Here is a 26,858-nt window from a genome sequence, read left to right as displayed (position 1 = left end):
CTTGCCCTGAAAATCGTGCAGCAGAGCCTTCAATTCAACCCGTTTCTTGCGGCGAGCCTCGGCTGAGCCGATGAAGACGGAATATTGAGCTGCCACGACTTTCCGGGCATATGTACCGTCCTGCTCGCGGTTGAAAGCATCCTGAGAGGGGGAAGGAGCACTCACCTTGAATTTACGGCATCAGATCGTGGCGCTGGCCATCGTGCCGCTCGTCTTCGCAATCCTTACGGTCACCATCTTCATTACGTGGCAATCGACCACCTTGGTACGCAGCAGCATCGACACCTTCGAGCGGAACATGCTGAAGGCAAAGGAAACGGAGCTACTAAACCTTACCAATCTGGCCTTGTCCGCGATCCAGGACATCTATCAGAAAGCCGGGCCGGACGACGAGGAGGCAAAGGCGCGCGTACGGGAGATCCTGACATCGCTCGACTATGGCAAGGATGGCTATTTCTTCGTCTACGATTACGACGGCAACAATGTCGTCCACCCGCGCCAGACCTTTCGGCCCGGCCACAACTGGCTGGATCTGGTCGATCCGGACGGGGATCAGGTCATCGCCAACCTGATCCAGAAGGCCAGAGAGGGCGGCGGGCTTCACCAGTACAAATGGGAAAAGCCTTCGACAGGAGGTATTGCCGATAAGCTCTCCTTCGCGGTCGGGCTCGACAAATGGAAATGGATGCTCGGAACCGGCGTCTATCTCGACGACGTCTTTGCCCAGACGGCAGCAGCCAATGCCGACCTGCGGGCGAATATTCGCAAAACCTTCCTCGTCGTTGCGCTTATCGCGGTCCCGGCGGTCTTCATTGTCTTTGCCACCTGCATGCTGCTGACCCTTCGCGAGCGGCGCATGGCCGATGGCAAGCTCAAGCAACTGACGCAGCGCATCATCGATACGCAGGAAGAGGAGCGTGCGCGGCTCGCCCGCGAACTGCACGACGGAATTTCGCAAAATCTCGTGGGCGTGCGCTATGCGATCGATCTGGCAAGCCGAAAGGTCAAGAGCCGCAGCGACGATGCGTCGAGCGCGATCGATCGCGGGGTCGAGGCGCTGAACGGCGCGATCAAGGAAGTGCGGCGCCTGTCACACGATCTGCGGCCGCGCGTGCTCGATGATCTCGGCCTGACACCGGCACTGAAGGCCCTCAGCCATAACTTTACCGAGCGCACGGGCATCCCCACGGAGCTCGAGGCGATGACGTTCAGGACCATGCTGAAGCCCGAAGCCAGCACAGCCCTCTATCGCGTTGCCCAGGAGGCGCTCAACAATATCGAAAGGCACGCGGGTGCGACGCGCGTCGATATCAAGTTATGGAGTGTCGCCGGTCGCATGCGGATGACGGTCGCCGATAACGGTATCGGTTTCGACGGCAGCGCCAGCGAGGATAGCGCCACCCACCGTGGAGGACTTGGGTTGCGAAACATGCAGGAGCGCATGGCCCATTTCGGTGGTCTGCTGCTCGTCAGCTCCAGCCCTCAAGGCACCACGCTCACGGCCATGCTCCCGAAATCGGCAACTCTCCGACCTCACCGTCGGACGGAGGCCGCATGAACGATCGGAACACCATCAAGGTACTGCTCATCGACAATCACCCGCTGGTGCTGGACGGGCTTCGGGCGGTTCTCGAAACCTATGGGCATATCGAAGTCGTCGGCACGGCGGCACTCGCTCATGCGGGGCTGGAGATTGCGCGGCAGACGAGGCCCGCGGTCGTCCTCATGGACATCAACATGCCGAAGCTCAATGGGATCGACGCTATCGAGCTCTTCAAGGACGAGCTGCCCGAGACACGTATCCTGATGCTTTCGATGCATGACAGCCGCGAGTACATCTCGACCTCGATCATGCATGGAGCGTCGGGCTATATCCTCAAAGATGTTTCCACCGATGAGATTATCGCCGCCATCGAAGCAGTAGCGGCGGGAAGAACCTATTTCTCGTCGGGCGTTTCTGACGTTCTGCTGGAGCGGAGGGAGAACGAGAACGCCGTGCCGCTGACGACGCGGGAGCAGGATGTGCTGTTGCTGCTTTCCGCGGGCAAGAGCAATCGCGATATCGCGCAGTCGCTCGCCATATCGGCCGCAACGGTGGAAACACACCGCAAGAACATCAAGAAGAAGCTCGGGATAGCAACGACTGCGGGATTGACGCGCTATGCCATCGAGCATGGGCTGGCCTCGTCCGATAGCTAAAGCTGTTGTTCTTCATGCATGCCGTTTCCGCAAAAACCGCTGTACAGTTTTGCGCGACATGCATTGGAAGTCGGCCTACCCAGTACTGGGTAGGCCGATGCATTTCGCCCGAACGCCATCTTGTTCCGTAAAAAACCGCGCCATACGAGTGGTTCCCGTGGACGGCCGCCGAACAGGCTGGCCTCGGGAGGAACGCTATCATGTCCGGCATTCTGTCGCTGTCGCGCGCCATCGACGCGATCAACACGTTTTTAGGTAAATCGGTCTCCTGGTTGCTTTTGGCAGCCGTATTGATCAGCGCGATCAACGCAACGACGCGCAAACTGTTCAATTTGAGCTCAAACGCATGGCTGGAGGCACAGTGGTATCTGTTCTCCGCAGTGTTCCTGATTGCCGCCGGTTACACTCTTCTCAGCAGCGAACATGTGAAAGTCGACCTAGTCTATGGTCAGTTGCCGCGCCGGGTGCAGCTCTGGATCGAAGTCCTCGGTACGATCTTCTTCCTGTTCCCGTTCTGCCTGATCACGATCTATCTTTCCTGGCCGATTGTTGTCGCCAAATTCATGAGCGGCGAGATCTCCAACAATACCGGCGGCCTGCTGCTCTGGCCCGTCTGGGCGCTGATTCCGGCCGGCTTCGGTCTCCTCGCCCTGCAAGGCCTTTCGGAACTCATCAAACGGATCGCGATCCTTCGGGGCGACCTGCCTGACGCAATAGCGCTCGCCGACGCCGAAGCCGAAAAACTCTAATCCGGGAACAGATCCTATGTTTGCGCTCATCGCGGAAAATCTCGCGCCCATCATGTTCCTGTCGCTGATCGTCGTGCTTTTGCTCGGCTATCCCGTGGCATTCGCGCTCGCCTTCGTCGGTTTCGCTTTCGGCTTCATCGGCATTGAGATGGGTCTCCTGCCGATCAACCTCTTCGGCGCCATTCCCGACCGCATCTTCGGCCAGATGTCGAACGAGACGTTGCTGGCGATCCCGTTCTTCACCTTCATGGGGCTGGTGCTCGAACGGAGCGGCATGGCCGAGGACCTACTGGATACGATCGGGCAGCTGTTCGGCCCGGTCCGCGGCGGGCTTGCCTTCGCGGTAATCTTCGTCGGAGCGATCCTGGCGGCCACCACAGGCGTCGTCGCCGCATCGGTCATCTCCATGGGCCTGATCTCGCTTCCGATCATGCTGCGCTACGGCTATGACCGCAAAGTCGCGGCAGGCACCATCGCCGCCTCGGGCACGCTGGCGCAGATCATTCCGCCGAGCCTCGTGCTGATCATTCTCGCCGATCAGCTCGGCCGGTCCGTCGGCGACATGTATAAGGGCGCCCTGGTGCCCGGCCTTCTGCTGGTGGCCGCCTATGCCGCCTACATCATCACCATGTCTTTCCTCCAGCCCAAGAGCGTTCCGGCGCTGCCGCTCGAAGCGCGGTCCCTGCGCGGCTGGAAGCTGGCTCGAAAGGTCGTCACCTCGCTGGTGCCGCCGCTGGTATTGATCTTCCTCGTGCTTGGCACGATCTTCATTGGGCTTGCTACGCCCACCGAAGGAGGGGCGATGGGTGCCGTCGGGGCGCTGGTGCTGGCGGCGATGAATCGTCGCCTCGACCTGGCGATGATCAAGTCGGCCCTTTATTCGACGGCCAAGCTTTCCTCCTTCGTGATCTTCATTCTGCTCGGCGCGCGCGTCTTCTCGCTGACATTCTACGGAGTGAACGGTCACGTCTGGGTCGAGCATCTGATGACCTCGATACCCGGCGGCGAAATCGGCTTCCTCATCGTTGCCAATCTGCTGGTGTTTTTCCTCGCCTTCTTCCTCGACTATTTCGAGCTGGCCTTCATCATCATCCCGCTGCTTGCTCCGGTTGCCGACAGTCTGGGCATCGACCTCATCTGGTTCGGCGTCATGCTGGCGATCAACATGCAGACCTCGTTCATGCATCCGCCCTTCGGTTTCTCGCTGTTCTATCTGCGCTCCGTGGCGCCGACGCGCCCGTACAAGGACAGGGTGACCGGGGCGACGATCCAGCCGGTCAAGTCAGGGCAGATTTACATGGGCGCACTGCCGTTTCTCGGGATCCAGCTGGCGATGGTCCTTCTTGTGATGGCGTTTCCGCAACTCGTCACACACTACAAGTCCGGGCAGGTCACCGTCGATCCCTCGACGATCCAGCTCAATGTGCCGATGCCAGGTGCAGGTGGCGAGAATCCCTTCGGCACGCCCGCACAGCCGTTCGGAGCACCCGAGCCGTCCTTCGGCGCCCCGGCTGCACCGAGTTTCGGCTCCCCTGCTCCGAGCTTTGGCGCTCCGCAACCCGAGCCGGCGAAGTGATGCACTTCTTTTGTGGCGGCGCCACAGGCGCCGTCAGTACCCAGACTTACAGCATCCAGCCGAAGCGGCAGCCAGGAAACGGGCCGTCAGGCGGTAAAACCCAAATGAGGAGGATTTTCATGACAAACGAATTCAATCGTCGCGGCTTCCTAAAAAAGGGCGCGCTTGCGGGTGCCGCCGCGGCTGCCAGCACTGCCCTTGCCGCTCCGGCCATCGCCCAGGAACTGCCGACTCTGCGCTGGCGCCTGACGTCGGGATTCCCGAATAACCTCGACACGATCTATGGCGGCGCCGTCGTCATGGCCGAGGCGCTTTCGAAGATCACTGAAGGCAAGTTCCAGATCCAGGTGTTCCAGGCCGGCGAATTGGTGCCAGGCCCGCAGGCGATCGATGCCGTACAATCCAATACGGTCGAGATCGCACATACCTGCGGCTACTACTTCACCGGCAAGAATCCGACCTTCGCGATCGGCTCGACTATTCCGTTCGGGCTGAACGCGCGCCAGCAGAACGCCTGGCTCTACCACGGCGGCGGCAACGAGCTTTACGATGAATTCCTGGCGGATTACGGCGTGGTCGGCAAGCCTGGCGGTGGCACCGGCGCGCAGATGGGCGGCTGGTTTCGCAAGGAAATCAACAATCTGGCTGATCTTAAAGGCGTGAAGATGCGCATCGCCGGCGTTGCCGGCGAGGTCATGTCACGCCTTGGCGTAGTGCCGCAACAGCTTCCGGGCGGCGACATCTATCCGGCACTGGAACGTGGCACGATCGATGCCGCCGAATGGGTCGGCCCCTACGACGACGAGCGACTGGGCTTCTACCAGATCGCGCCCTACTACTATTATCCCGCCTATTGGGAAGGCGGATTGACCATTCATTTCTTCATCAACAAGAGCCAGTACGAAGCGTTGCCGGAGGCTTACAAGGTGGCGCTGGACACGGCCTGCAAGGCCGCAAACATCAACATGCAGGCCCTTTACGACGTGAAGAACACGACGGCGATCCGCTCGCTCGTCGGCAAAGGCGTCAAGCTTCGCCCGCTGCCGCGCGATGTCATGGATGCAGCCTACAAGGCGACATTCGAGCTTTACGCCGAATACAGCGCTAAGAATCCGGCATGGGCGAAGATCTATCCGAAGTGGAAGAAATTCCGCGACGAATCCTTCGAGTGGTTCCGCGTCGCCGAATATAGCTACGACAGCTACATGTATGCTGCGCAGGCGGCTGGTAAGTAATCAGCAAGGCGGCGGGAGCTCCAGCCCCGCCGCCACGGAGATCATGTCTCCTTGTCGGCAACGGCCGCACGCGGCCGGGCGACGTCGTTCACGCCCTCGGCGTCAGGCGCATGGCCATAGCTCATCCGACGCATCTGCTCGATGACGCGTTCCATTTCGTCATCGGGCAGGATCGGCGGCTCCCCGAGCGTCAGGGCCTGCACGTACATGCGCGATAGCGTCTCCACTTCGATTGCGAGCCACAGCGCAGATTCGAGGGTCTTTCCGAGCGATATCTGCCCATGCTGGCCGAGAAGGCAGGCAAGGCGGCCCTTCAGGGCAATCAACGCGTTGTCCGACAGAGCCTGGGTGCCGAAGGTTGCGTATTCCGCGCAACGGATCGTGTTTCCGCCGGCGACCCCCGTCATGTAATGGAAGCTCGGGATCGTTTTGTGGTGACAGGCAAGCGTTGTCGCATAGAGGGAATGGCAGTGCAGCACGACATTGATGTCGGTGCGTTCGCGCAGGATATCGCGATGGAACCGCCATTCGGAAGATGGCCGGCGGCCGACATAGGTGCCGTCGAAGTCCATCTCGACAATGTCCTCCGGCTGCATCGTCTCATAGGCAAGCGAGGACGGCGTGATCAGGAACCCGCTTTCGGTCCGCAGCGAAAGGTTGCCCGCTGTTCCCTGATTGATGCCGCTACTGTTCATCCGGCAGCAGATGTCGACCATTTCCCGTCGAGCGGCGAGATCCGTCTGATCTCTCTTCATGGAGGTATCCTTTCATTCATGACTGTATGCGGCTAGTGAGAGAGCGCCAGCGTTTGACATAGCTGTCCAAAACGGGTTGGAAGGTTGCCATCCCTGCAGGCTCGCAGAGATTGATCGGGGCCGGGCGTGAACGCCCTATATGGCCCACCAACAACGCTGCCCCCGCCGTCACGCCGGCGCTGTCGAGATTATAGAGAAGCTTCCGTTGGGAAATGGCGGCGACGAGCCTTGCGTAAAGAGGATCGCGGACGAAGCTTCCGTCCAGAACGACAAGCGAGGCGGAGCCGAGCGCATTCAGGCATTCGCATGTCAGAAGCGCGCAATAGAGAAGTGCAAGCGCTTTTCGCTCCGCCGGGCTTTCGGGCAACGGCCCCAGATATCTGCCCCGGCCCGCGCTTCCCGGAAACAAGCCATCGTCATCGCTGAATGACGGCATCGCCATTGTTCCCTGCTCGACAAGCCGGACGAGGGTATCGAATTCGACATCAGCCTGAGGCGCATCGGCGCCGGCGACCCGGGAGAATTCGCGCCCGCCCATGCACAGTACACCGCCGAGGGGCACGCCGCTCACATCGCTATTGCAGGTCATACCGCGATGTTCATCGAGATCGGAAAGCGGTGTGGCGTCGCACAGTCCGACGATCCAGGTTCCGGTGGAGACGAGCGCAAAATTCCTCAGTCCGGCGGCCTGATAGCGATAATAGTTCAGGCTGCTGTCGTGGCCGCCGGCCAGCACCTTCAGGGCCGGCCGCAGGCCATGACGGGCGGCAAGGGCGGGGCGAATAGTGCCGATCGTATCCCACGCATTGGCAAAAGGCGGCATGAGTCTGTGCCATCCCCGCGCCTCAACGATCGGTGTCCAGTGCCGTTCGACGACATTCCAAAGATGCGATTGCGCGCCCAGATAGCTCACCTCGGAGACGGCCACGCCGCTGAGGCGCCAGGCCCAATATTGCGGAATACCCAGAAACCAGCACGCCCTGGCGAATGCCTCGGGCTGCTCTTGCTGCATCCAATACATCTGCCGGGCCTGATGCGTGGCCCCGAGCATGATCGCGCTGCCGCGATCGAAGAAGGAGCCGCTTTGAGGCGTGTAGGCATCACGGATATCATCCGGCAATGGCTGCTCGTAGTCGATCATCGGCAGGGCAGCGCCGTTACCCCGATCCGGATCATCGAAGGTCAGGACGCCGCCGGAACCATGGCCGGAACAGACGATGCTTGCGATCGGATGCCGGCGGGCCAGCTGGGCAAGTGTGGCGAATATCCAGTCGCCGAGCCCGTCGAGGTCATGATGCCGCCATGGAGGGGCATCATTCACCGCATTGACCACGCTCAGCACCTCGACGACCGTACCCGTCTCGGAAACGGCGCTGAGCTTCACATTGGTCTTGCCGATATCGAGAACCGCGATCGTCGCCTCGCTCTCTCGCTCATCCGAAGCCATCGTCATAACCCTCCGGACGTCGATGCCTCCTATGCAATAAGGCCGTATTGGCGCGCCTTGTTGCGCAGGAATGGCAGCCCGTTGCCCATCACCTCGGCCTCATCCTTGGCAACCGGCCGCCAGACGGCAAGACCGTAGGCGACTTCCGGCGGCATGTTGATGAAGCTTTCCATCGCCAGGCCTCCCTTGAAGCCAATGGCGGCCAGAGCGGCGTAGATTTCGTTCCACGGGCAATTGCCGTAGCCCGGCGTGCCCCGGTCGCTTTCTGAAAGATGGATATATTTCAAGTGCTCGCGCGCATCCAGGATACCGGTCGCCGCCCCCTTTTCCTCAATGTTCATGTGATAGGTGTCGAGGTGCACGAAGACATTGTCGGCACCGACGCGCTCGATCATGTCGACAGCCTGCCGTGCGGTATTGATCAGATGATTTTCGTAACGGTTGACCGCCTCGACGCCGAGCTCGATGCCATGCGGCCTGGCATGCCTGGAGGCCGCCTCCAGCACGCGGGCGATGTTATCGTATTCCTTCTGCGTGGGCGGTACGCCCGTGCGCTCGCCGATGCCGCCATAGATGACCCCCGATAGCGCTTCGGCGCCTATTTCCGCGGTCTTGTCGATCGCGACCTTCAGATGCTCGATCGCTGCCTCCGGCCGCACCGAGGCCCAGGCGCTTTCCGGGAGACCCAGCGAGCAGACGGCGCGGAGCTTGTGCTTTTCGAGCAGCGCCCGCGTATGGGGCGCGTCGACCGCCGGTGCATTCAACAGCGCGATCTCGATGAAATCCATCTCGTATTTGACCGCTGCCGCGATAGCTTTTTCCGCGCCGGCACGGTCCCAATTCATCGTCCACATGCTCGTATGGACACCAAAGCCTTCCATGGTCCTATCCTTTCCTGTTCCTTAGAAACTTGAGCTTGAGCTGTGCGGCTACCCAGCGCAGGACCATCACGCCGACAAGCAGGATGCCCCAGACGGCAGTCGCCAGATGCTGGTTGGCGCCGAGCAGATTGAGCCCGGACGAAAGAAGCTGCAGCACAATCAGCGCCACGAAGACCGGAATGACGCGGCCGAACCCGCCGAAGGGATTGACGCCGCCAAGGAAGCAGGCGAGCACCGTGATCAGCAGATAGGATTCGCCGTGGCCGACGCGCACGGAATTGAAGCGCGCAAGCATGATGATGCCGGCTACCGAACACATCAGTCCGGAAAGCGCATAGACCCAGATGATGACCTTGCGCGTATTGACGCCGGAATAGCGCACCGCCTCGATATTCGAGCCGATCATCGTGGTCGAAAAACCCAGTTTGGTGCGCGTCAGCAGCACATGCCAGATGAGAACGCAGATGATGAAAACGATCAGGGGAATGGGAATGCCAATGATCGAGCCGTGGCCGAGCGGCCGGAGGAAATCCGGGAACCCGGAGATATCCCCGCCGCGCGTCAGGAACTCGCCGAGACCGCGCAGGAAGATCATCATCGACAGCGACACGAGAATGGGATGGGCGCGGGTAAAGGCAATGACGAAACCCATGATGACGCCGCTTGCCGCACCCACAGCCAGCGCCAAAACGACGCCGACCACGAAGGCACCGAAGCCTGCATCGACACCGCCGTTCACCTGCAGCACCCACGCGAGCGTCAGGCCGGCAATGTTGGCCGTGAAAGTGATCGCCAAATTGAGCCCGCCGGTCAGGATCGGCAGCAGCATGGCAAGTGTCAGCAGCCCGAGTTCCGGGAGCTGGAAGGCGACGGAGCCGAAGGTGGCCCGGCTGATGAACTGGGGCGAGGCGATGCCGAAGAACAGCATGACGGCAACAAACGCAAGCGAAGGTCCGGCCATTTCCGGACCTGCCATGCTGCGGAGGCGATCGACAAGCCGGTTCATGGGCGCCTGCCTTCCGCGCGCATGAAGGGCAGCAGCCTTTCCATGCTGGTGTTCGAAAGCGTGATGGCGATGAGGATGATCGCGCCGACGATCATCTTGAAGGCAAAGGGCGAGACGCCCATCAGGTTGAGGCCGTTCTGGGTGATCGACACCAGGAGCACGCCCAGCACACAGCCGAGCACCGACCCCCTGCCGCCACCGAGGCGTGCGCCGCCGAGAACCACGGCGGCAAGCACATCGAGTTCCCGGCCGTAGAGCGCATTGGGCACGACTTCCTGCGCATAATGCGCCTGGATGAGACCGGCAATGCCCGCCATCAATCCCAACCAGCCAAAGGCGATGAACTGCATGGCGCCGATATTGATACCGAAACGGCGCGCACCTTCCGGATTATCGCCGAAGGCATAGAGCTGCCTGCCAATGGTGGTCCGCGTAATAAGCGCCCAGGTTACGACCACGCAGATCGCCATGACGAGCACCGGCAGTGTGATTTCAATCCAGCTGCCGTCCGCCATCTCATGCTCGAACAGCACGACGCGGCTCGTCAGCCAGTCCGGCAGATCGTAGATCGACACGCCCTTGGTGAAGAACATCAGGAGGCCGAAATAGATATTGAAGGTGGAGATCGTCGCGACGATCGAGATGATCCGGAATTTGTGGATGAGGAAGGCATTGAACGAGCCGAGCGCGATTCCGACGGCAGCAGCAAAAAGAAGCCCGATCGCCCAATTGCCGCCGCCGATCCAGCCGAGCGCCAGCGCCGTCACATACTGAACGACCGAAGCAGCGACCGCAAAAGAGATGTCGATGCCGCCCGCAATCAGCACGACCAGCAGCCCGACGGCGAAGATGATATTGACCGCGCTGGTGTTCAGCAGGTCGAAGACGTTGCCGAGCGTGAAGAAATTCTCCGTCGCCAGCGAGAGGAAAAGGCTCATGCAGGCAATGACGAGGAAAAGCGAGGATTCGGTCGCATGGGTGCGGATGAAGCTACGCATAGACCGCCTCCTCTATTTCCGCGAGACTGTGCCGGCGCGGATCGTATTCGCCGACGATGCGGCCCTTCTTCATGTGCAGCACCCGGTCGGCGTGAAAATAGACCTCCGGCACCTCGTCCGAGATCAGGAGGATGGCGAGCCCGCTTTCGGCGAGTCTTGCGACGATATCGAAGATGCCGGCGCGTGCGCCGACGTCGACCCCGACCGTCGGGGCGTCGAGAATGAGGAGTTTCGGGTCGGTCGCCAGCCATTTGGCGATCGCGACGCGTTGCTGGTTGCCCCCCGAAAGCGTGGCGATCGCGTCCTCCTGCAAGCCGATCCTGACGGCGAGTTCCGAGATCCAGTGGGATACCAGGCTGCGCTTGCGCTGTTCCGAAATCAAACCGCCGGAGACGATCTTCTTGAGTGAGGCGACGACGAGATTGTCGGCGATCGACTGCGGCTGGACAAGGCCGAGCGACAGGCGATCCTCTGAAAGATAGGCGACCCCGGCAGCAATCGCCCGCCGGTTGGACGAGAAGGAAACGCGACGGCCGTCGAGCGTCATCGTGCCGGATGTCGGCTTTGTCATGCCGAAAAGTGAGAGCGCCAGCTCCGTTCGACCTGCGCCGAGAAGTCCCGTGATACCGAGGGTCTCGCCGCTGCGCACGGTAAGGTTCACATCCTCGAATTGTCCACGACGGGAGAAGTGTTCCAGCGCCAGCACGACGGGGCGATCTTGCCTGGAAGCGGCGCGCACCTGCTGGTCGAAGGTCTTGCCGGTCATGAGTTCAGTGATCTTCGACTGCGTCATGCCGTCTGCCGGATAGACGCCGACCAGAGCGCCATCGCGCAGGACCGTGATCCGGCTCGAAATCTCCAGCACCTCCGCCAGCCTATGGCTCACGAAAACGACCGCAACACCGGAGGCCGAAAGATTGCGAACGATTTCCAGCAGGTAATCCGTTTCCGATTGCGTCAGCGACGCAGTCGGTTCGTCCATGAACACGATCTTGGCCTCGCCGACGAGCGCGCGTGCAATCGCCACAATCTGGCGCTGCGCGATCGCAAAGGATTTCAATGGCCGATCGACATCTAACGACACGCCGAGGCGGGCGAGCGCGTCGGTCGCGATCCGGCTCATGCGGCCGTAATCGACGAATTTGGGCCAGCCGCCGACTACCATCTCGAAGGCGATGTTTTCCGCAACGCTCATTTCCGGGAAAAGCGCCAGATCCTGCCAGATGACCTTGATACCGGACGCCTGCGCCGTCACCGGCGACATATGGGAATGGCTCTCTCCGTCATATTCGATGATGGCGCCGGCCTGAGGCCGGTAGACCCCGGTGATGATCTTGATGAGCGTGCTCTTGCCGGATCCGTTCTCGCCGGCAAGGCAGTGCACCTCGCCCGGCCGGACCTCGAAGCTGACGTTCTTCAGCGCCTTGACGCCACCGAAGGTCATATTGATGTTTCGCAGAGACAGCAGAGGCTGTGAGCTCTCTTCTGCGCCAGCGGGAATGGTCATGGAACGCCTGTAAGAACCGGATTTCTAAAGAGACTTGCCAGGCCGGCCGAAGCCGGCCCAGCAGCCGGGAGGTACCTGCGTAACTCCGATCAGAGACCCATGCCCGCCAGCTCGTCGACGGTATCCTTGTTGATCCGAACGAGCTGGTCGACGATGATATTGTGGTTCTGGAAATCAGGATGAATGACGCCGAGGCCTTCGATCTCCTCGCCATCCTTGATTTCCTCGCCCTTCATCAGCTTTTGGGAGAGCGTCACGAAGACCTCGCCCGCCTGCTTCGGGTTCCACATGAAGCCGCCCGAGATCGCGTCAGCCTTCAGAAGCTTCTGACCCTGCCCTGGCGAGAAGGGGCCGAGAACGAAGATCTTGCCAACCTTTCGGCGTTCCTCGATCGCACGGCCTGCGCCGATCGGTCCCTGGCTTCCGAATGCGAGGAAGCCCTTGAGATCGGGATGGGCGGATATCAGGTCGAGCGCCGTGCTGCGACTCTTGTCGACATCCTCGGCGACACCGTAGCGATCGCCGACAAGCTTCATGTCGGGGTAATTCTTCTTGAGGTAGGCGATGGCGGCGTCCGCCCAGGCATTATGCAGCGGGACGGTCAGCGAACCGACGAATACGGCATATTCGCCCTTGCCGCCCATCTTCTCGGCGAGAAGCTTGGCATGGGCCTCGCCAAAACCTGTAGACGATGCCAGCTCGAAATCCCAATCGGCGCCCTTCTGGTTCGGCGATTCATGGGTGATGACGATGATGCCTTGCTGCTTGGCTTTGTTGAGCACGGGCTCCAGCACCTTTGCATCATTCGGAACGACACCTATGACCTTGACGCCCTGCGCAATCAGATCCTCGATGGCGCGCACCTGAAGAGCCGGATCCGCGCTGGTCGGGCCGACCATGAAGGCATCGACTCCAAGCTTTTGACCCTGTTCCTTGATACCGGCCTCCATGGCGTTGAACCAGGGAATGCCGCCGATCTTCACGACGATACCGACTTTACCGGAATCCTGCGCATAGGCCGTGGCGGCGGCCGCCAGGGACAACGATGCTGCGAACACTGCGACCAGAAATCGTTTCATGTCTTCCTCCTCCACAATCCCCACAGGGGAACGACAAGGCCTGCCTGGGATGGCATCCTTCCTGTCCAGCTAGCGAAGAACTGATGCTCCCGCCTCCCTTCGAAGCCGCTTCCTCAAACGGCGACATCATTGAGCACAATCGATATTTCTTTTTTTGCACAATCGATGGTGCAATAACTATCTTTTAGATTTAATCTTTCGTCAAGCCGAATTCGGCACTACAGCATCCGCGCTTAGCGAGAGGACTTTCGGCATGGAAGGAAGCTCGCGGATTAAGGAGCTGGAGCGCCCGCTGGGCACCGAGGAAGGGGCGGGATACAGCCATGAAGAGAGACAGCAAGAGGAAAGCCACTATCTATGATCTATCCGTGCTTTCCGGCATTTCTCCGTCGACGGTAAGCGCGGTCCTTAACGGCACCTGGCGCCAGCGCCGCATCAAGGAAAGCACGGCCGACCTCATTCGCGACCTCGCCGAAAAGCATCAATATACCGCCAATCGCCAGGCACAGGGCTTGCGCAGCTCCCGCTCGGGTCTGGTCGGACTGCTTCTCCCGGTCTACGACAACCGCTATTTCTCGTCCATGGCGCAGACCTTCGAGGCGCATGTGCGCCGTCGCGGCCAATGCCCGATTGTCGTCAGTTCCAGCCGCGATCCTCGGGAGGAGCGGGAGACCGCCGAAAATCTCATCTCCTATTCCATCGACGAGCTCTTCATCTGCGGCGCGACCGACCCCGATGGCGTGCATGAAATCTGCGAGGCCGCCGGCCTCAAGCACATCAATATCGACCTGCCCGGGACCAAGACCCATTCCGTCATCAGTGACAATTACGAAGGCGGGCGGATGCTGACGGAGGCCATCATTCGCTATTTTCCGGCAGAGGATCCCCTGAAGCCCGAAGAGCTCTTTCTTTTCGGCGGACGAAATGATCATGCGAGCCGGGAGCGCATCCGCGGTTTTCGCGATGTTAAGCAGGAACTGCTCGGCGGTAATTTCGACGGCTCGATCCAACCGACGGGCTATTCCCCCAACACCGCCCGCATCGGATTCGAGACGTTCTACCAGCGCGAAGGCCGCCTCCCCCGCGCACTGTTCATCAATTCATCAATCAATTTCGAAGGCCTGCTCAGGTTCATGTCGGCGCATCCACGTGATCAGTTCGCGGAACTGGTCGTCGGCTGCTACGACTATGATCCCTTCGGATCCTTCCTGCCCTTTCCCGTCATCATGATGCGCCAGGACGTCGAGGGGATGATCACCAAGGCATTCGAACTGATCGAGGAGCCGCGTACGCCACCGCAGATCCATCTGATCCGGCCCGAACTCGTCCCGCCGCGAACCGCCTTGTCGGGACCGTTGGATGCGCTCAAGGACATCGCATAGTCCGTCATGAACTGATGTCGCCCTATTCGCCGCGAATGGCGGCCTCGGCCGAAAGCGCCACGGAAAGCAGCGGCTCGTCGTGATTGCCAATCGCCGACAGAAGGAAGCCGACCGGCATGCCGGCGTCACCGGTACCGCAGGGGATGGAAACACCGCACCAGTCGAGGAAATTGCCGATCAGCGTATTGCGCAGCGTGCGGCCGTTCGTGGCAAAGAAGTGATCATCGTCTGCCTCCAGCGGCCCGATCGGCGGAGCGACATGCGCAACCGTCGGGAAGGCGATGAACCTGTCGCCGACCAATCTGTTGACATCCTCGATCAGACGCTCGCGCGCGTTGCCAATCGCCACATAATCGCTGAGCGACGTTCTTTCGCCAAGCCGCGTACGCATCACGACGCGCTGGTCCATAGCCTCGGCACCGGGGCCGGCCAGGCGCTCCTGATGCAAGGCATAGGCTTCCGCCGTGACAAGGGCACCGTGCTTCGTCGTGAGCTCGAAAATCGCGCTGAAGGCGGGAATGTCTACCCTCGTCACAGAGACGCCCGCGGCGACAAGGCGTTCGATTGCGGCTTCGAAGGCATCAACAACAGCCATTTCCGCACCGTCGAAAACCACATTCTTCGGAATGAGGAATTCGACGCCGCGCAGGTCCCGACGGCGAACGGCCGGCGCTATCGCGCCGCGCATCGCGGCGTCGACCCAAACCGCATCCTGCACGGTATGGCAAAGCGGCCCCAGCGAATCCAGGCTCTTGGCGAGAGGAAATACCCCATCCATCGGATAGCGCCCGCGGGTCGCCTTATAGCCGACAATGCCGGTCAACGCTGCCGGAATGCGCACGGACCCGCCGGTATCGGTGCCGATCGCGACCGGAACGAGGCCGGCAGCAACGGCAGCGGCGGAACCTGAGGAGGAACCGCCCGGTATGCGCGGGACATCGGTGCTGCGTGGATTGTGCGGCGTGGCGTAATGCGGATTGACTCCGAGGCCGGAGAAGGCGAACTCACTCATATTGGTGCGGCCGATTGCGACCATGCCGGCCTCGCTGAGTGTCCTGACGACTGTTGCGTCACGGGGCGCGGGAGCTTCGCGCCGAAGGACCGTCGAGCCGGCGGTGGTGACAATGCCTTCCGTGTCGAAAAGGTCCTTCCAGGCGACCGGCACGCCATCGAGCAAGCCAAGCGAGCGGCCGGCCTTGATGCGTTTCGACGCGGCTTCGGCTTCCCTGAGCGCGCGGTCCTTCAATAGACTGACGAAAATTGCCTTATCGGGAAAGCTTTCGATTGCGTCGAATGTCGATTCCGCCACTTCCACGGGGTCGGCGGCACCACCTTGCATCAGCACCGACAGTTGCGTGGCGGACATTGCGCCGAATGATTTCGTCATCGTCTCGCTCCCGATTCACCTTTTGCGATCTCACCATAGATGAATCTTAGGGATTGCACAGGCGCGAGCTTGCCTGGTTCTTGTCGGATCTACCGCGTTTGAGCCGGTAGCTGCGCTGAAGATTTTCGCCACAGGGATTGAACGACTTGAGGGCTTCGCGATCGAAGCCTGTCGCGACCGATCTGTGTGCGCCAGATCCGATCATTCCTGACCCTTGTGACCCGTGTTCGAATACAGGGCGCGCGAACGCTCCAGATGCTTGAGCATGGCTTGCTCGGCGGCATCGGCGTCATTGGCCGCCAGGCAGTTCAGGATTTCCTCGTGTTCGACCAGAGTGAATTTCTCCTTGCCCGTCCAGATCAGCATGTCCGTATGATATTCCTTGAGCCATGCCAGCAACGCTTCACTGACGGCGACGAAGATCGGATTGCCGGAGATCTGAGCGATGCGGGTATGGAATTCCATATCGGCGGAAATGAACGGCTCCGCCTGACCAAGGCTTCGCCGCTGCCGCGCCAGAATTTCACGCAGCTCGTCGATATCCTGCTTTGTCGCCTTTGCCGCCGCTTCCCTGGCCATGCCGCGCTCGAAGAAGATGCGCGCGCTTTTCAGGTGTTCCAGGGAATCGGATGACTGCGAGAGCATGATCTTTGCGGTCAGGTCGACCTGTCGGAGGATCGTCTTGGCAGTCAGCTCCAGCACTTTGGCCCGCTCGCCATGCGAGATGGCGACCAACCCCATGTTCGCGAGCGCCTGCATCGCTTCGCGGATCGCGGGCCTGCCGACACCGAAGCGTTCCATCAATTCCCGTTCGGACGGCATTTCATCGCCCGGGCTCAGCTCGCCCGACGTGATCATTCGCTTCAAGCGCGCAAAAACCTCGTCCGAAAGTTTGCGACGGACAATCTGCTCGGCTGGCTGGACCATATTCTCTCGCTGGATCACGGCTTGATATTCTTGTGCGCCTCTCCTCATACCCAGAGCTAAAGACGGAGAGTGATTTGCTCAGGAACTTCGGGCCGCAATTCTAGTCGAAACTGCCCGCCGCACAAGTGATGTAATCATTATACCACACTAGACATTTTACGCGAGCAGCAGCGACTTTGCCCGGGAGTAATCGCTTACCCGTTCATTCACCAATGAACAAATGATTATCTCATCATACCAGTTGACATGCTTATCAGCATTTGTCAAAACCACGCCCATGCACTGTTGAGAGGAGGAGAACAATGCGCATCGGTAAGAGTTTCATCCGCTCTTTCGCCGTCATGGCGACTGCGGCCGCCGTCTTTTGCGCCAATGGCGTCAAGGCGGAAGATCTAACCTTCTGGACGCTGAACTACGACGCCGATTCCGCTAACAAGGCACTCAAGAAGATTGCCGCGGATTTCGAGGCCGCCAATCCCGATACGCATATCGAAATTGTCCAGCGCGCTGTGGACGAGCACAAGACGGCGCTGCGCGTCGCCGCCGGTTCGAGCAAGGGACCGGACATTTATTTCAGCTGGGCCGGTCTTGGCCTCGGCGGCGAATATGTGAAGGCAGGCCTGTCGCTGCCGCTCGACAAATATTACGACCAGTATAAGTGGACGGATGAGCTCCTTCCTTCGGCAGCCGCCTTTGCGGATCTCTATCCGGGTGGCAAGCACGGCGTGCCCTTCACTTTCAAGGGCGAGGCGGTCTACTACAGCAAGAAGCTCTTCGAACAGGCGGGCATTACCGAGGAGCCGAAGACCTATGACGAGCTTCTCGCCGCCGCCGAAAAGCTCAAGGCAGCCGGCATCCCGGCCTTCACCTTCGGCGGTTCCGTCAACTGGCACGTCATGCGTCTGATGGACGTGATCCTCGAGACCAAATGTGGCGCTGAAAAGCATGACGCACTGAAGTCGATGAAGGTGAGCTGGGCGACCGAACCCTGTGCCAGCGAGGCATTCACCGATTTCGCCAAGTGGACCAAGGACTACACGCTGCAGCCCTTCATGGGGATCGACAACAAGCAGTCCTACAGCCTGTTCGTCGCCGGCCGTGCCGCCATGATGCTGGAAGGCGACTGGCTCGTCGCTCAGCTCGCCGGCAGCGCCAATATCGATGATTACGGCCTGTTCCCGTTCCCAACGAACACCAATCGGCTCTACGGTTTCGCCGAGTACAATTACGTCAGCACCAAGAGCAAGAATCCCGATCTCGCCGCCAAATTCCTGGACTACTTCATCTCGACCAAGGTCCAGCAGGAGGTTCTCGGCCAGATCAGCGCGATCTCGGTCAACAAGGACGTGCAATATACCAACCAGCGGCCGCTGGAAGCTGAATGGCTGGATATCTTCAAGACCTACAGCAAGATCTACATGAACGGCGACCAGGCATTCCCGCTTGACGTCACCACCGAGTATTTCCGCGTCATCAATGACGTCGCCGCCGAAAACATCGAGCCAGCCGAAGCGGGCAAGCAGTTGCAGAGCTTCATCGAAGGCCGCTCCTAGAGCCGGATGACTTCAGGTCAACGTGACCTGAAGTCTGGATCCGCCTCTCAATCAAGTCGGAGCGGGATCTCGCCCGAAAAACCGCACACACTTTTGGCGTCCCGCTTCAGGTCCTCCCAGGACAGCCGCGCCGGTCCCGTCCGGGGCCGGCGCCCGCACCGAACATCGCAGATGCAATGAGACCGACGTCCGGAGCAGATGAGAATGTCATTCCTGAACAGAACACATGATCCACGCTTCCAGGCGCTTCTGCTCATCGCGCCTGCGGTCACGATCTATGCGATTTTCGCGCTTTACCCGATGCTGAACGTCGTCGTGGTGAGCTTCCAGAAATGGAACGGATTGGATCCGCAGCGCCAGTTCGTCGGGCTCGCCAACTACCAATACATCTTTACCCGCGATCCCGTCTTCTGGGTTGCCTTCCGCAACACGGTGATCTGGACCCTGATGTGCCTGGTCTTCCCGCCGTTCATCGGGCTCATGCTGGCGCTGAGCCTCAACCAGAAGATCTTCGGCCGCAACTCCTTGCGCGCCATATTCTACCTGCCGGTCATTATCGCTCCGATCGCTGTGGCGACCATGTGGAAGTGGATGTACGATCCTTTCTTCGGCCTTTTCAGCCAGATGCTGACCTCCATGGGGCTGCAGACCTGGATCAAGGACTGGCTCGGCAACCGCGACATCGCCCTCTATTCGGTCTTCGTCGCCTATCTCTGGCAATCCGTCGGCTTTTCGATGGTGCTCTTCCTGGCGGGCCTGCAGAACGTTTCCCAGAGCCTGGTCGAGGCGGCGCGCATCGACGGCGCCGGCCGCTGGGCGGTCTTCCGGCATGTGACCCTGCCGGCGCTTCGAACGACGATTACCATCGTGCTCGTGCTCTCCATCATCTCCTCCTTGAAGGCGTTCGACATCGTCTACGGCCTGACCGGCGGCGGTCCCGCGCAGTCCACACAGATGCTGGCGCTCTGGGCCTTCACCCAGGCGATGCAGATCTTCGACTTCGGCCGGGGCGCGGCGATCTCAGTCGTGCTGCTGCTGATCACCATCGCCATCGTCATTCCCTACCTGCGCTGGACCCAGAAGCACGAGGAGGCGGAGCAATGACAATGACGCCGGCAGAGACCATCCCCTCGGAGTTCGATGCAAGCGCCGCCACCAGGATGCGCCGCGATCCGATCCTGATCGGCCTATGGCTGGCCCTGATCGTCGTCGCGCTCATCTGGGTTGCTCCCTTCGTCTTCATCGTCTTCACCTCGCTGAAGACCAAGATGGAAGTGACCTCAAGCGGAGCGTTCATGCCGCCGAGTCATCTCGCACTCGAGAATTTCAGCGGGGCCTGGAACCGGGGCAATTTCGCGACCGCCTTCTTCAACAGCGTCATCATCACCGTGATCAAGGTTCCGCTCGGGCTCGCACTTTCGGCCATGGCGGCCTATGGGCTGGCGAAGATCCGCCTGCGGTTCGGCAAGCTGTTACTGCTCATCGTCGTCTTCGGGACGATGATTCCTTTCCAGGTGATGCTCGCGCCCCTTTTTACGCTGGTGAACTCGTTCGGGCTGATCGATACCTATCCCGGCGTCATCCTGCCCTATATCGCCTTCGGCGTTCCCTACCAGGTCTTCATCCTGCACGGCTTCTTCAAGAATATCCCGAAGGAACTTTCGGAGGCGGCGCTGATCGACGGTGCCAACCACTTCACCATCTTCCGGCGCATCTTCCTGCCGGTCTGCCTTCCGGTGCTCGCCGCGCTGCTGATTCTCGACTTCGTCTCGACCTGGAACGAATTCGCCATGGCGCTGGTGCTGCTGCAGGACCAGAACATGTGGACGCTGCCGCTCGGGCTGATGTCCTTCCAGGGGCAGTTTTCCAGCGATTACGGCCAGCTTAACGCAGCCATCGTCATGACCGTGCTGCCGGCCACGCTCGTCTACCTGATCTTTCAGCGATACTTCGTCTCCGGCCTTACCTCCGGCGCCGTCAAGGGATGAAAACCGATATTTCGAAGTCTTTCGAGGAGAAAAACATGTCCAAAGCAACCGTCGAAAAATGGGGTGTCTTCGAGGCGGCTTTCAACGGCCCTTCTGATGGCAATCCCTATCTCGACGTGGCCTTCGACGCCATCTTCATGCAGAACAGCCGGGAAGTCCGCGTGCCGGGCTTCTACGACGGCGAGGGCGTCTATCGCATCCGCTTCATGCCTGACAACGAGGGCGAATGGTCGTTCCGCACGCGATCTAGGAGCGCCGAGCTGGATGGCAAGACAGGCAGCCTGACGGCCACCGCTCCGTCCACGGACAATCACGGGCCGGTGCGCGTCCGTAACCAATTCCATTTCGCCTATGCCGACGGCAAGCCGTTCCTCTCCTTCGGTACGACATGCTATGCCTGGACGCATCAGCCGCTCGCCATGCAGGAGCAGACGCTGGAAACCCTGAAGAAGGCGCGCTTCAACAAAATCCGCATGGGCGTCTTTCCGAAGGATTATCCCTACAACGTCAACGAACCGCTTTATCCCTGCTTCGAAAAGGGCGCCGACGGCAAGGAGGATTTCGACAGGCCTAATCCCATCGCCTTCCGCCACTTCGAAAAGCAGGTCGCGGCACTCTGCGATCTCGGCATCGAGGCCGATATCATCATCTTCCACCCCTATGACCGCTGGGGTTATGCGGACATGTCGGCGGAGCAGGACTTCCGCTATGTGGCCTACCTTGCGGCGCGCCTCTCGGCCTATCGAAATGTCTGGTGGTCGCTTGCGAATGAATATGACTTCCTGCTGAACACGAAGCCACTGGAGCAATGGGACCGCTACTTCCACATTCTGGAAGAGAACGACCCCTACCAGCATCTGCGGTCCATCCATAACGGCGACGTGCGGATGAACTTCGACCATCGTAAGCCGTGGGTGACCCATACCTGCATCCAGAACTGGGATGTGAAGCGGACCCAGGAATGGCGCGATGCCTATGGCAAACCTGTCATCAACGACGAACCCGAATACGAAGGCAACATCATCCAGTCCTGGGGCAACCTGACACCACAGGAACTCGTCCACCGGTACTGGGTGACGCTCACGCGTGGCGGCTATGCAGGCCACGGCGAGACCTACTCGCATCCGGAAGACCTGATCTGGTGGGCGAAGGGCGGCGTGCTGCGCGGAGAAGCATGGAAACGCATCGGCTTCATGCGCGATCTTCTCGAACAGGACGTCGTCAACGGGCTCGAACCCATGGGAACGATCCACGACTGGCCGTGGAGCCGCGTGTCCGGCGCGCGCGACGGCGATGTCCGCTTCATCTATTTCGGCGAGCATCAGCCGGTGATCTGGTCGCCTGGCCTGCCGATGGATAGCGATGACTACGATGTCGACGTCATCGACACCTGGAACATGACGGTTACACCCGTCAGGAAAGTCGAGGCACCGATCACGCATCCGACCCGTCACGGCTCTGTCGTGCGCGGAGGCAAGCCCGATGCCGCCTTTGGTGTCGAATTGCCCGGGAAGCCTTATCAGGCGATCCGCGTTCGCAGGAAGAAGCAGTAGACGTCAGGGAGAGCACGATGTCCGGATTGACCATCAGCAACGTCAAGAAATCCTATGGCGCAGTCGAAATCATCCACGGTGTCAACATCAACATCGACGACGGCGAATTCGTCATCCTCGTCGGTCCGTCGGGTTGCGGAAAATCAACTCTTCTGAGGATGATTGCGGGACTTGAGGACATCTCCGGCGGAGAGATCAGGATCGGCGGGCGCGTGGTCAACAATCTCCAGCCGAAGGACCGCGACATCGCGATGGTCTTTCAGAATTATGCGCTCTATCCGCAAATGACGGTCGCGCAGAACATGGGTTTTGCGCTGGAGCTCGCGGGCGCCAAGCGCGCGGAAATCGACCGCAAGGTGGGTGAAGCCGCTCAGATTCTCGGCTTGCAGCCGCTTCTCGGACGCAAGCCCGCTCAGCTGTCCGGCGGCCAGCGTCAACGCGTCGCCATGGGCCGCGCGATCGTACGCGACCCAAAGGTGTTTCTGTTCGATGAACCGCTTTCAAATCTCGACGCCAAATTGCGCGTGAAGATGCGCTCCGAGATCAAGGCCCTACACCAGCGGCTGAAGACCACAGTCGTTTACGTCACGCATGACCAGGTGGAAGCCATGACCATGGCCGACAAGATCGTCGTGCTTCAGGGCGGCAAGGTCGAACAGATCGGCTCGCCCCTCGAACTCTATGACAGGCCTTGCAATATTTTCGTGGCCGGATTCCTGGGGTCTCCCGCCATGAACTTCATCGAGGGAGAGATAGACACGATCGGAGGTCCCGCTCTGCTCCTTCCGAGGGGAATGCGCATTCCGCTTTCGATTGCGCCCGATACGGCAGCAGGTTCCGTCACTCTGGGCATTCGCCCGGAAGATATTTCGCATGGCGAAGGCGACGACATCGATGCCATCGTCAAGGTCGTCGAACCAACAGGATCGGAGACTCATGTGGCTGTCGAGGTCGAAGGTACGGAGCTGACCTGGGTGGTGCGCGATCGCGTCGAGCTACGACCCGAGCAAGCTGTGAAGCTGTCGTTCAAGTCCTCGAAGGTGCACTTCTTCGATAGCGCAACGCAACAGCGAATCCATTCAGTCAAGGAATTCGCGACAAGCCCGGCGGCATAGGTCTTCGGCGCCCGTTTGCCTACTTGCCATAAAGCGATCTTGATCTTTCGAGGTGCTTGAGAACCGCGGCTTCAGCGCCGTCGGCATCGTTGGCCGCAAGCCGGTCGAGGATCTCCTCATGCTCGACCAGCGTGAACTTTTCCTTGCCGGTCCAAATCAGCATGTCCGTATGGTATTCCTTGAGCCAGGCCAGCATGGCTTCGCTGACGGCGACGAAGATCGGGTTGCCGGAAATCTCTGCAATGCGTGTATGGAACTGCATATCTGCGGAAATAAACTCTTCCGCATGGCCCAGCGAGCGCCGCTGGTGGTCGATGACCTCGCGAAGAGCCTCCACATCGCTGGGTTTGGCGCGCTGCGCCGCCTCACGCGCCATGCCGCGCTCAAAGAAGATGCGAGCGCTTTTCAAATGTTCCAGAGAATCGGCGGACTGCAGGAGCATAATCTTTGCGGTGAGATCGACCTGGCGAAAGATCGATTGGGCGGTGAGCCTCAGCACCTTCGCCCGCTCGCCGTGCGAGATGCTCACCAGGCCTTTATTGGCGAGCGATTGCATTGCCTCGCGGATAGCGGGCCGACCGACTCCGAAACGCTCCATGAGGACGCGTTCCGAGGGCATCTCGTCGCCTGGCTGCAATTCGCCTGAAGTGATCATCCGCTCCAATCGGTCAAATACCTCGTCCGATAGCTTGCGACGGACAATTTGCTCGATTGGTTGGGTCATGACGTCTCGCTGGCTCAAATCTTCCCTCCCTTAGCATTCCGGCACGCGGTTCGACAAAGCGCGGGCGATGGGAATTCCCAAAAATTTCCGTTGCAGAAAATGGAATACTCATTATACCAGATTACGAGTTGGCGCCATGACAAAGTGACATGGTCAGAGGAGCAACTGCATTCGTCATGATCATTCTTACCTACCGCATCGAAACCCCCGGCAGCGTCGAGGCCATGGCCGACAAGATCGCCAGCGATCAGTCAACGGGAACCTTCGTGCCGGTTCCGGGCGAAACGGAAGAACTCAAGTCGCGAGTCGCGGCGCGCGTACTTGCAATTCGTCCGCTCGAGGATGCGGAACATCCGACATGGCCAGAAATTGCTTCAGCCGACACGCGGCTGCGCCGGGCTGATGTCGATATCGCCTTTCCGCTCGATGCCATCGGGACCGATCTCTCCGCCCTGATGACGATCGCGATCGGCGGCGTCTATTCGATCAAGGGTATGACCGGCATCCGGATCGTCGACATGAAGCTGCCCGATGCTTTCCGGGGCGCGCATCCCGGTCCGCAATTCGGTGTCGCCGGCAGCAGGCGCCTGACCGGTGTCGAGGGCCGGCCGATCATCGGCACCATCGTCAAACCGGCGTTGGGGCTCAGGCCGCATGAGACCGCGGAACTGGTCGGCGAACTCATTCAATCCGGCGTCGATTTCATCAAGGACGACGAGAAACTGATGAGCCCCGCCTATTCGCCGCTGGCGGAGCGCGTCGCGGCGATCATGCCGCTGATCCTCGATCACGAGCAGAAGACCGGAAAGAAAATCATGTATGCCTTCGGCATCTCCCATGCCGACCCCGACGAAATGATGCGCAATCACGATCTCGTCTTGAAGGCGGGCGGCAATTGTGCCGTCGTCAACATCAACTCGATCGGCTTCGGCGGCATGAGCTTCCTGCGCAAGCGCTCCGGCCTCGTCCTGCACGCGCATCGCAACGGCTGGGACGTGCTGACGCGTCATCCGGGCGCCGGCATGGATTTCAAGGTCTGGCAGCAATTCTGGCGCCTGCTCGGCGTCGATCAGTTCCAGATCAACGGCATCCGGGTGAAATACTGGGAGCCGGACGAAAGCTTCGTCGAATCCTTCAAGGCGGTCAGCACACCGCTTTTTGACGCCAGCGACTGTCCACTTCCGGTAGCCGGCTCAGGACAATGGGGCGGGCAGGCTCCGGACACCTATCAGCGCACCGGGCGGACGACCGATCTTCTCTATCTTTGCGGCGGCGGCATCGTCAGTCATCCCGGCGGGCCGGCGGCCGGCGTGCGCGCCGTGCAGCAGGCATGGCAGGCCGCGGTCGCCGATGTTCCTCTGGAGGAATATGCCAGGGATCATCCGGAGCTTGCAGCCTCGATCGAAAAATTCAGCGATGGCAGGGGCGCCTGAATAGATGAACGACGGCAACCTCCTCATCAGCTACTACGGGGACGATTTCACCGGCTCCACTGACGTGATGGAAGCGCTCGCCTCCCATGGCGTGTCGACAGTCCTGTTTCTAGGTATCCCGCGAACGGAGATGCTCGAACGTTTCAAGGATTGCCGCGCGATCGGCATTGCCGGAACGAGCCGCAGCGAAAATCCGGTATGGATGGAGCAAAACCTCGCCCCGGCATTCGAATGGCTCAAGGGCCTCGGAGCGGCAATCTGCCATTACAAGGTCTGCTCGACCTTTGATTCCAGCCCGCAGATCGGCAGCATCGGCAAGGCGATCGAGATCGGCAGGGCTTCCTTCGCCCAGCCATTCGTCCCTGTCATCGTCGGCGCACCGCAGCTTCGGCGCTACACCGCCTTCGGGCACCTTTTCGCGGCCTATCAAGACCGGGTCTTCCGCATAGACCGTCACCCCGTGATGAGCCGCCATCCCGTCACCCCTATGAACGAGGCCGACCTTGCCCTGCATCTCGGCAGGCAGACGGCGCTTCCCATTGTTCTCGCCGACCTCGTTACAATGCGATCGGCCGATGTCGACTGGCGGATGGACGAGCTTGCCGCGCAATGCCGCGGTGTCCTGCTGATCGACGTGGATGACCTCGCCAGTCAGACGGCGGCGGGACGGCAGATCTGGCGACTTCGCCGCGACGGCGGCCTTTTCGTTGTGGGATCGTCGGGTGTCGAATATGCGCTTCTCCAGAACTGGAGAGCCGAAGGCCGGATCGGCGGATCCGCGGAGTTTCAGTCGCCGGGGAAGGTCGATCGTCTCGCCGTTGTATCCGGCAGCGTCTCGCCGACAACGGAGCGGCAGATCCGGCACGCCATCGATGACGGCTTCGAAGGCATCGGCGTCGATCCGCTCTCGCTTGTCGGCGAAAGCCGAGATCAGGCGATCGACGAGGCTGTCCAGTCAGGATTGGACGTGCTGAAGCGGGGACGCAGCGTTATCCTGCATACGGCGCTCGGTCCCGCCGCAGATCGCGGCAGTGAAATCGATCGGGTTCCCGGCGCGCGCCACCGGCTTGGCGAGGGTCTCGGTATCGTCCTTCGCCGTCTCGTCGAGACGGAAAATCTGGCCCGCGCGGTGATTGCCGGTGGCGATACATCCAGCCATGCCCTGAGAGAACTTCGCGTCGAGGCGCTGACGACCCTTCTTCCCCTTCCTCAGACGCCCGGCTCGCCGCTCTGCGTTGCCCATGGCGACTACGCGCCGACCAACGGTCTGCAGATTGCGCTGAAGGGCGGCCAGGTCGGCACGGACGGTTATTTCTCGCAGATCCGCGACGGAAGAAGAGGCTAGTCATGGACGCGCCCCCGCC

At 60.4% G+C, this 26,858-nt stretch carries 23 protein-coding genes; 13 read left to right on the top strand and 10 right to left on the bottom strand.

From position 1 onward, the window contains the following. Positions 1-166 precede the first annotated feature (166 nt). The 5 genes from AAE029_RS14435 to AAE029_RS14415 all read left to right on the top strand — a co-directional run bounded on the left by AAE029_RS14435 (position 167) and on the right by AAE029_RS14415 (position 5,759). A complete protein-coding gene (locus tag AAE029_RS14435; RefSeq protein ID WP_371073553.1) occupies positions 167-1,558 on the top strand; it encodes a cache domain-containing protein in 1,392 nt (463 codons plus the stop codon). Further along, complete coding sequence (locus AAE029_RS14430; protein WP_371073552.1) at positions 1,555-2,199, top strand: response regulator; 645 nt, start codon at positions 1,555-1,557, stop codon at positions 2,197-2,199. Before AAE029_RS14435 ends, AAE029_RS14430 begins: the two co-directional genes overlap by 4 nt. 200 nt (positions 2,200-2,399) lie before the next feature. Then, a complete protein-coding gene (locus AAE029_RS14425; protein WP_371073551.1) occupies positions 2,400-2,948 on the top strand; it encodes a TRAP transporter small permease subunit in 549 nt (182 codons plus the stop codon). A gap of 16 nt (positions 2,949-2,964) precedes the next feature. Further along, the gene (locus AAE029_RS14420) at positions 2,965-4,524 is read left to right on the top strand and encodes a TRAP transporter large permease subunit (protein WP_371073550.1); all 1,560 of its coding nucleotides are present in this window, start codon (positions 2,965-2,967) and stop codon (positions 4,522-4,524) included. Between the two features lie 119 nt (positions 4,525-4,643). After that, positions 4,644-5,759 carry a TRAP transporter substrate-binding protein gene (locus tag AAE029_RS14415; protein ID WP_371073549.1) on the top strand — a complete coding sequence of 372 codons (1,116 nt, stop codon included), beginning with the start codon at positions 4,644-4,646 and terminating at the stop codon, positions 5,757-5,759. Positions 5,760-5,800: 41 nt separating this feature from the next. Here AAE029_RS14415 and AAE029_RS14410 read toward each other — a convergent pair whose 3' ends face one another. From AAE029_RS14410 to AAE029_RS14380, 7 genes are all read right to left on the bottom strand, one after another. Next, complete coding sequence (locus tag AAE029_RS14410; RefSeq protein WP_371073548.1) at positions 5,801-6,514, bottom strand: class II aldolase/adducin family protein; 714 nt, start codon at positions 6,512-6,514, stop codon at positions 5,801-5,803. A gap of 16 nt (positions 6,515-6,530) precedes the next feature. Then, entirely contained in the window at positions 6,531-7,967 is a 1,437-nt protein-coding gene (locus AAE029_RS14405) for an FGGY-family carbohydrate kinase (RefSeq protein WP_371073547.1), read from the bottom strand. Between the two features lie 23 nt (positions 7,968-7,990). Beyond that, a complete protein-coding gene (locus AAE029_RS14400; RefSeq protein WP_371073546.1) occupies positions 7,991-8,842 on the bottom strand; it encodes a sugar phosphate isomerase/epimerase family protein in 852 nt (283 codons plus the stop codon). Between the two features lie 4 nt (positions 8,843-8,846). Further along, a complete protein-coding gene (locus tag AAE029_RS14395) occupies positions 8,847-9,848 on the bottom strand; it encodes an ABC transporter permease (RefSeq protein WP_371073545.1) in 1,002 nt (333 codons plus the stop codon). Beyond that, complete coding sequence (locus tag AAE029_RS14390) at positions 9,845-10,846, bottom strand: ABC transporter permease (RefSeq protein WP_371073544.1); 1,002 nt, start codon at positions 10,844-10,846, stop codon at positions 9,845-9,847. The genes AAE029_RS14395 and AAE029_RS14390 overlap by 4 nt, the downstream gene beginning before the upstream one ends. Further along, the gene (locus AAE029_RS14385; RefSeq protein WP_371073543.1) at positions 10,839-12,353 is read right to left on the bottom strand and encodes a sugar ABC transporter ATP-binding protein; all 1,515 of its coding nucleotides are present in this window, start codon (positions 12,351-12,353) and stop codon (positions 10,839-10,841) included. The genes AAE029_RS14390 and AAE029_RS14385 overlap by 8 nt, the downstream gene beginning before the upstream one ends. An 89-nt stretch (positions 12,354-12,442) precedes the next feature. Then, a complete protein-coding gene (locus AAE029_RS14380; protein ID WP_371073542.1) occupies positions 12,443-13,432 on the bottom strand; it encodes an autoinducer 2 ABC transporter substrate-binding protein in 990 nt (329 codons plus the stop codon). 323 nt (positions 13,433-13,755) lie between these two features. On the opposite strand from AAE029_RS14380, the gene AAE029_RS14375 reads away from it, so the two are divergent. After that, positions 13,756-14,814, top strand: coding sequence for a LacI family DNA-binding transcriptional regulator (locus AAE029_RS14375; RefSeq protein WP_371073541.1), 1,059 nt, complete (start codon positions 13,756-13,758; stop codon positions 14,812-14,814). A gap of 22 nt (positions 14,815-14,836) precedes the next feature. On the opposite strand, the gene AAE029_RS14370 is transcribed toward AAE029_RS14375, so the two are convergent. Continuing rightward, complete coding sequence (locus AAE029_RS14370) at positions 14,837-16,201, bottom strand: amidase (RefSeq protein WP_371073540.1); 1,365 nt, start codon at positions 16,199-16,201, stop codon at positions 14,837-14,839. A 201-nt stretch (positions 16,202-16,402) separates the two neighbouring features. Further along, positions 16,403-17,128 carry a transcriptional regulator NanR gene (locus AAE029_RS14365; protein ID WP_371073539.1) on the bottom strand — a complete coding sequence of 242 codons (726 nt, stop codon included), beginning with the start codon at positions 17,126-17,128 and terminating at the stop codon, positions 16,403-16,405. Positions 17,129-17,469: 341 nt separating this feature from the next. On the opposite strand from AAE029_RS14365, the gene AAE029_RS14360 reads away from it, so the two are divergent. The 5 genes from AAE029_RS14360 to AAE029_RS14340 all read left to right on the top strand — a co-directional run bounded on the left by AAE029_RS14360 (position 17,470) and on the right by AAE029_RS14340 (position 23,337). Continuing rightward, positions 17,470-18,681, top strand: coding sequence for an extracellular solute-binding protein (locus AAE029_RS14360; RefSeq protein ID WP_371073832.1), 1,212 nt, complete (start codon positions 17,470-17,472; stop codon positions 18,679-18,681). 204 nt (positions 18,682-18,885) lie between these two features. Beyond that, positions 18,886-19,785 carry a carbohydrate ABC transporter permease gene (locus AAE029_RS14355; RefSeq protein WP_371073538.1) on the top strand — a complete coding sequence of 300 codons (900 nt, stop codon included), beginning with the start codon at positions 18,886-18,888 and terminating at the stop codon, positions 19,783-19,785. Positions 19,786-19,787: 2 nt separating this feature from the next. Further along, positions 19,788-20,669 carry a carbohydrate ABC transporter permease gene (locus AAE029_RS14350; RefSeq protein WP_371073831.1) on the top strand — a complete coding sequence of 294 codons (882 nt, stop codon included), beginning with the start codon at positions 19,788-19,790 and terminating at the stop codon, positions 20,667-20,669. Between the two features lie 35 nt (positions 20,670-20,704). Then, positions 20,705-22,222, top strand: coding sequence for a DUF5060 domain-containing protein (locus AAE029_RS14345; RefSeq protein WP_371073537.1), 1,518 nt, complete (start codon positions 20,705-20,707; stop codon positions 22,220-22,222). 17 nt (positions 22,223-22,239) lie between these two features. Next, positions 22,240-23,337 (top strand): ABC transporter ATP-binding protein, encoded by a 1,098-nt coding sequence (locus tag AAE029_RS14340; RefSeq protein ID WP_371073536.1) that lies wholly within the window; start codon positions 22,240-22,242, stop codon positions 23,335-23,337. A gap of 19 nt (positions 23,338-23,356) precedes the next feature. Here AAE029_RS14340 and AAE029_RS14335 read toward each other — a convergent pair whose 3' ends face one another. After that, a complete protein-coding gene (locus AAE029_RS14335) occupies positions 23,357-24,061 on the bottom strand; it encodes a transcriptional regulator NanR (protein WP_371073535.1) in 705 nt (234 codons plus the stop codon). 176 nt (positions 24,062-24,237) lie between these two features. On the opposite strand from AAE029_RS14335, the gene oiaX reads away from it, so the two are divergent. Then, positions 24,238-25,494, top strand: coding sequence for a 3-oxo-isoapionate-4-phosphate decarboxylase OiaX (gene oiaX, locus AAE029_RS14330; protein WP_371073534.1), 1,257 nt, complete (start codon positions 24,238-24,240; stop codon positions 25,492-25,494). Between the two features lie 4 nt (positions 25,495-25,498). Continuing rightward, on the top strand, positions 25,499-26,839 hold the full coding sequence (locus tag AAE029_RS14325) for a four-carbon acid sugar kinase family protein (protein WP_371073533.1): 1,341 nt from the start codon (positions 25,499-25,501) through the stop codon (positions 26,837-26,839). Positions 26,840-26,858 lie beyond the last annotated feature (19 nt).

Origin of the sequence: Sinorhizobium sp. CB7 (genome assembly GCF_041357635.1) — a bacterium.
In the GTDB taxonomy this organism is placed as follows: Bacteria; Pseudomonadota; Alphaproteobacteria; order Rhizobiales; family Rhizobiaceae; genus Rhizobium.
The sequence above is the reverse complement of the archived record's forward strand: the minus strand, read 5'-3'. Positions and strand labels throughout refer to the sequence as shown.